Source organism: candidate division KSB1 bacterium, from assembly GCA_022562085.1.
Taxonomy (GTDB): Bacteria; Zhuqueibacterota; Zhuqueibacteria; order Oceanimicrobiales; family Oceanimicrobiaceae; genus Oceanimicrobium.
The window spans coordinates 1-5,932 of the sequence record JADFPY010000289.1; the positions used below are offsets into that span (position 1 = coordinate 1).

A 5,932-nucleotide genomic window follows, 5' to 3' on the forward strand; every position below is an offset into this window, starting at 1 on the left:
CATGGACTGGGTAATCGGAATAGTCATGCTCATTTGGCCGGTAATAGCAGCGGTCATTTCCATGTCCGTCTGGCTGTCGGCGGCCACCAAAAGTCCTTCCTTCGGAGCAAAATACAAGGTACGCTGAAAGTCGCCGTCACCTTCGATAAAGAACTTCATACCCTGCATTGTGCCGTCGCCTTCAAGGGTAATGGTGCCCTTTACATCAATTTTTAGGCAATCGTAACCAAATTTCGTTTCTTTTCCCGTAAGTGTAAATTCCATTTCGGATTTACTCACCGTCGTGCCGCCTAAAGTATCCAGGGAATCGACATCGGTCACGCTCACCTTCTCTCCCATTTTCAGTTCACTGTCTGGAAGATTCGGAAAAAATTCACGCCCACTCGCTAAACCGCCCCCCGCGTGGGCGAGCAGCCCCAATTTGATGCTATCGAGTTCTACCGATTCAATTTGATCGCCGCTTGGGGTGATGGTTTTCCGAACCCGCTTACCGATTAAACCCTCGGGATCTTTAAAAGTAGAATCCATCATTGAACTAACCATCTCAAACAACATCGATTCGTAAACCAATAGGTAGGTCAAATTGCCGTCTTTATTTTCACCTTCAGAAGTTATCTTTATTTTCGCGTTAATTTTTGAATTCGACTCCATTTCAGAACCCATCATCTCCTGAAGTGACTCCATTTTGGAATCCATGTTGTAATGTAGAACCGTCCCTTTCGCCATTTTATATTTTAGTTTATAGGAATCCGAAGCGTGGCCAGAATTGAAATTTAGATTGAAAAGAACCGCAGCGATTCCAAAAAGAACCAAGTATCTGTGTTTCATCTTTCCTCCAGGGTTAATTTAATTTTGTTCGATGTATTTGAAAGTCTGATTCGTATTAGCCGCTTGCCAGGCGGTGCGAAATAGCAGCTTGGCTATCATAGCGATCTTGCCTTCGTTGATTTTATCGGAATGATCGGTGACTTTGTGATAATCTTCATGTTCGCCGGTATGGTAAAAAAGCACGGGAATCTTCTTGCGTGCAAAATTATATTGGTCGCTTCTCCTAAAAAACTGTTCTGCGTTGTATTCAAGAGTTAAACCGACAAATTTATTTTCTCGCGTGTTGATTTCATTGAGATCCGGACTGCGGGTGTAACCCACGATAGATACTTTCTCCCCGTCATTCCGGCCAATCATATCCATATTAAACATGGCTTTTGTGTCAGTAAGAGACCAGAGTGGTCTTTCCACATAAACTCGTGAGCCAAACAATCCTTTTTCCTCCCCGGCAAAGGCAATAAAAATAATGCTTCTCTTAGTACGAGGCGCTAATGAAAACGCCTCCGCGATTTCCAGAAGCCCAACCGTCCCGGAGGCATTATCATCCGCGCCGTTAAAAATATTGTCTTCATTAGGCTTAAAATCTTTTTCGTTAATTCCAACGTGGTCGTAATGTGCCCCGATGACGATTGCTTCATTTTTTAATTTTGGATCGGACCCTTCCCACAAGGCAACTACATTTTTAGTGGTTTCGGATTCGATTTTAGTGGAAGTTTTAAGATTGACCGTAAAGTTAGCAATTTCAAATGATTTGGTTTCCAGAGAACTGTCTATTTCCTTTTGAATCGCCTTCAAACTGTCCACACTCCCGAAGATTTGATTTATGAATTTTTTCCCGACCTGAACAACTGGTATTTTTTTATCCTCGGAAAGCGATAACGTCAGAGGCACGGCGTCAGCCGGAATGTTCTTATACAAAGAAGGCCATGGGAATCCCCGTGGTCTCATAGAGCGGTGATTTAGGGGATCGTTCACGACCAATAATGCAGCCGCACCATGTGCAATGGCATTTTCAACTTTTGAGCGAAGTTGAAAATGAGCTGAACTTTTCATTCCGTCAAAAACACTTGTGGAATCTTTTTCAGCCGGCTCATGGCGAAAAATTAAAACAACTTTATCTTTAACATCGATATTTTGATAATCATCGTAATTAAATTCAGGAGCTGTAATTCCATAACCGGCAAAAATCAACCCGCCTACCGCTGCACTGTTTGCCGTAAATCCGTAAGGCATGAACTCTCTTTTAATACGGAATGAGATTCCCGGTTGACCGGTTTCCGTTAGCTTTAAATAATTTTCTTCTCCTAATCGAACCCGATTCACATTAAATTCTTGAAAATAGCTGCCACTTAAAGGCTCCAATCCATACCGCTTAAATTCAGCTGCCAGATAATCTGCGGCAATGTTCAAACCCTCGCTCGGAGTGTTTCTTCCTTTTAGTAAGTCGGAAGCTAAAAAATCGATGTGCTTTCTGACATCTGCAGGACGAATCGAATCGAGCGCAGACCTGGACGGACCATTTGAAGAGGCAAGTGCGATTAAATTAAAAAATAACGCAAGCAGTAAAATTGAGTTTGAAGCTTTTTTCATTTATACAATCCTGTTAAAGATTTAAATTTTCCTGATAAAATAAACGATTGGGGTTGTCCAAAAGTCTAGACATGTCGTTTGCGAATCCTGCGTTTCTTTGCAGGATGAAGCAATCTCATGCTTGCGGAGGAGATTGCTTCGCAAAAAAACGCTCGCAAAGACGTCCTTTTGCACACTTTTGGACAGGCCCATCGGTAGTAAGTGAAAGTTAAATCAAAGATGGACTTTCAGGGGAGTGTTTCAGCGCTAATTCTCATCCTCTTTCTTTGCGGGTTCTGCTTTTTTCTTAGCTTTTGCAAGGGCCATAATTCCCGGTAGATCGATTCCGCCAAGAAACTCCAGGGAAGCACCGCCGCCCGTAGAAACATGGGAAATTTTATCTTTTACGCCGGCTTTTTCAATCGCAGCGATGGAATCGCCACCTCCCACAACTGTGAATGCGCCACGGTCGGTCGCTTGAGCCACTGCGTTGGCAATTTCGATTGTTCCTTTGGCGAAATTGTCATCCTCAAAAATTCCCATCGGACCGTTCCAGAAAATAGTTTTCGCCTCATTTACAATCTCTTTGAATCTGGCAATTGTTTTTGGCCCAATATCAACCCCTCTCCAGTCCGCAGGAATTTCGGCATCGTCACTGGTTTTGAATCCCGAGCCAGCTTTTCCATTGGCAATAATATGATCTTCAGGAAGTAAAAATTGCAACTTTTTATATGGGTGCGGATTCTGAGCAACAACCATCGAATTGTAAGCCATTGCAATTCTTTCTTCATCTAAAATCGAGTTGCCAACCCCTACCTGTTTGGCTTTGAGGAAAGTGTAGGCCATGCCACCACCGATCAGCATCGCGTTAACCCGGGTTACTAAATTATGGATCACTTTTAGCTTGTCGGAGACTTTGGCGCCGCCCAGAATCACCACGTAGGGCTTTTCAGCATTCTCCAGCAGTTTGGTGAGATTCTCCACTTCGGATTGCATTAGATAGCCCGCGCCTGACTCTTTGATAAGTTTAGCAACGCCTTGTGTAGAAGCGTGAGCGCGATGAGCTGCACCAAAAGCGTCGTTAATATAAACGTCTCCTAAATTGGCTAACTGTTTGGCAAACTCAGCATCATTCGCAGTTTCCTCTTTGTGAAAACGAGTATTCTCGAGAAGTAAAACTTTTCCGTCAGCCAAGCCGTTTGCAAGATTCTCAATGCTTTCACCGACACAGTCAGTGGCCATTTTTACATCCTGACCGATAAGTTCGGACAATCGTTCGCAGACAGGCTTAAGTCTAAACTCTTCTTTAGCTTCACCTTTCGGACGCCCCAGATGCGACATCAGAATAAGTTTTCCTTTGTCGCCGATTATCTTTTTTATTGTTGGTAAAGCAGCCTCAATTCTTGTATCATCTATTACCTTACCGTCCGCGATTGGGACATTAAAATCAACTCTTGTGAGGACTCGCTTCCCGGATAAGTCCAAATCATCGATTACCTGCCGGTCCATTTAACCTCCTATTTTGGGTAGATTTGAGAGTCATCTTTGAGATGACTCTCAAATTAAAAGTCACTTGGGAACAAAATGTTTGAGTCTAGAAGTATTGATTTTACTCATCTCAGTCAACCTATAAACACAGATGCACTGGTCATCGGCGGGTTGGGGTTTTACTCTGAGTAGCGCCGTATTCGCCTCCACATAAACGCCATTAGGGAGTTGAATGCGAACTTTGGTGGCAAACTTCTTTGCAGCCATTGCTATGTTCCTCCAATGGCTAGTAAAAGCAACTCCGCCCAGGCTTAAATTGAGAATCTGACCTTCGAGGGGCCTGCCGTTTAAACCAAAGACCGTGATTCTACAAAAGTTTTCTTGGGAAGTATCGACGCGCGGATACTTACGTTTTTCAACTGGTTTCATTCTTCGTGAAAAGAATGGTAAGAATTATTAGGTGCTATTTTAAAAATTTATGGTGAAAAAAGCAAGGAAAAAATCAACTCCCATTTGCACTGGTTTTGGGTTGGGTAAAATGAAGATCAAAAGTCATGAGGGTATAAAAGTGAAGGAAGGAACCTAAAGTTCTTTTAACACTGTGTAAACGAGCTCAACTAATTCGATTGGCACCAGGCTTCCTGGACTTAGAATTTCCCTGATTTTATTAGAAATTTCCCAACTTGCAGTCCAGTCATCCCATTTATTGTAATAGGCGCTGCTCGCTACGTAGGCAACAATCGATTCAGCGATAATTTCAATAGCGTTGTCTTCTATTTCGGGATCGTTAAGATCAAATATCAACTTAATTTCAAATTTGGGCATGAACTCCGCAACAATTTGAGCAACCAGCTTTAAATGATTCGTTTTTAAAATTTGCTGTGGTGATTTATTCTTACCCTTTCCTGTGCCGTTTGTATGTCCGTTTGTCAGCTTAGAAACGCTAGAGAAACCGGAGTCCGAGTTCGCCTGCTTTCTCGCGAATTTATAGTAATCAGGTCTCTTACTGGTTGGTATTTCATACAAAACTATCCAGTCGGCCAGTGGCTCCATTACATAATGTTGTACCTGGTTGGGTCTAACAAAAAATCTGGACAAAACGGTGTGATTCGATTTTATTCCTGAATTAAATCTGAGTATATACGTCCCTTGAGGCAGCGCCACATAAGTTTCGCCTTCTCCGGATTCTTGAAAGACCCGGGCAAATGCTTTTTTGATCCTTTCTTCCGCAAGATGGTAGGTAAAGCGCTCGACAGAAATGGGATTGTCATAAACTTTGATAAGTTCAAGCATTTCCGGCTCAAAATTGGCCGTTATCATAAATTTTCTAAAAGACAGTTTCACTTTACCAAAATTACGTAATTCCCTGCCCTTATCTTCTAAAAGGTCGATGAGCCGGAAATATGTTCTGGAACCGGTTTGAATTGGCTGAGGCAAATTCTTGTAAATAACGGGCGGGGCATCAGTGTCTTCATAAAGATTAAGCGCTTCGTAATACTCATAACAAGACTTTTCATAGTACTCAACATTCAATGGGGCTTTTTCCAGAAACATTAAATTCTTGAATACCAGTGAACGGGAAGCAATATCGCGTGGGATTTCATTTTTTCTTTCGGATAGAGTAAGAGTTTCGTAAATTTCCATCACTTGATTGATGTAAACGGTTAAAAGCTCTTCAAAAGCACGAAGTTCATGAATTCTGGACTTGTCTTCGTAATATAGTTTCTGGTATTCCAGATAAGCATTAAGAATATTGTGCTCATGCTGGCGCATTCTATCAATAAAAATGCTTGGCTGGGTTTGTGAAAATCCCTTTAAAACAAAAACCGAAAAGCAAAAGTAAACGATTAAAATGCGGGAATGCGCTCTCACTTAGTTTCCCCCTTAGCAAATGCTTTATTCGACATTTTAAAACAATCGATCATCTGAAAGTTCTTGTGACGATTATCCAGTAGATCTGCTAAACGTGTATAAAGTTTTCTTCCAACCCATACTTCATGGGGCAGCCTTGTACTTAGAAGGGGTTCTTTTAATTCATTTTGGGCTA

General features: G+C 42.1%; 5 protein-coding genes. All 5 read right to left on the reverse strand.

Going from position 1 to position 5,932, the window contains the following annotated elements:
- Positions 1–828 (reverse strand): hypothetical protein (locus IH879_18230; protein ID MCH7676862.1); only part of this gene is annotated, 828 nt, incomplete at its 3' end.
- Positions 829–846: 18 nt separating this feature from the next.
- Positions 847–2,418 (reverse strand): M20/M25/M40 family metallo-hydrolase, encoded by a 1,572-nt coding sequence (locus IH879_18235; GenBank protein ID MCH7676863.1) that lies wholly within the window; start codon positions 2,416–2,418, stop codon positions 847–849.
- 246 nt (positions 2,419–2,664) lie between these two features.
- Positions 2,665–3,906, reverse strand: coding sequence for a phosphoglycerate kinase (locus IH879_18240; protein ID MCH7676864.1), 1,242 nt, complete (start codon positions 3,904–3,906; stop codon positions 2,665–2,667).
- 60 nt (positions 3,907–3,966) lie between these two features.
- Complete coding sequence (locus tag IH879_18245) at positions 3,967–4,314, reverse strand: PilZ domain-containing protein (GenBank protein MCH7676865.1); 348 nt, start codon at positions 4,312–4,314, stop codon at positions 3,967–3,969.
- Between the two features lie 153 nt (positions 4,315–4,467).
- Complete coding sequence (locus IH879_18250; GenBank protein MCH7676866.1) at positions 4,468–5,757, reverse strand: hypothetical protein; 1,290 nt, start codon at positions 5,755–5,757, stop codon at positions 4,468–4,470.
- Between the last annotated feature and the right edge of the window lie 175 nt (positions 5,758–5,932).